General features: G+C 68.5%; 1 protein-coding gene. It reads right to left on the reverse strand.

Annotated features, from left to right (window positions below):
• Positions 1-639: DUF58 domain-containing protein (locus RNB18_RS50785; protein WP_311720900.1), on the reverse strand; the 639-nt coding region annotated here is incomplete at both ends.

The raw sequence follows: 639 nt of genomic DNA on the forward strand, positions 1-639 counted from the left end.
CGTCAGGGTCCAGCCCGGTCAGGATCTGCCGGCCGTCGGCGACCTCGTAGCTGCGACCGCTGTTCCGGCGCGCGCTCACCGCGGGCATATCGCTGAGCAGGGCCCACAACACGTCGTGGCGGGCCGTCAGGGAGCCGAGCACCTCGGCCAACTCGTCGCTGACCTCCGGTTCGTCGGAGACCACGAAGATCAGCAGCCGGTGCCGGTAGTGCCGGGCGACCCACTCGAGCTGAACCCGGATGTCACTCGGGCCGGGGCGGTCGGTGGTGTGGTGGTCGTACCGGTGCAGCATGCTTTCGATGTGGGTCTCGCCGCGGCGCAGCCGGACGTCGACATTGCCGCGGCGATCGCCGAGCACCATGGCGATCTCGTCGGACCGGGGCAGCGTCATCAAGCCGATCGCGCCGATGGTGTGCAGTGCCACAGTTCTTTTGAACTCGCCCGACGGTGCGAGCGCGCAGCTGTTGCGTCCGGCGTCGGCGACTACCAGGACCTTGTGGTGTTTTTCGGAGACGAACCGCTTGGCCAGGGTGTGCCCGGAGCGCGCGGTGGCCTTCCAGTCGATGTCGCGGACGTCGTCTCCGGGGACGTAGGGGCGCAGTTCGTCGAATTCCAGGCTGCGGGTGTGCACCAGGGCGT

Source organism: Streptomyces doebereineriae, from assembly GCF_031845645.1.
Taxonomy (GTDB): Bacteria; Actinomycetota; Actinomycetes; order Streptomycetales; family Streptomycetaceae; genus Streptomyces; species Streptomyces canus.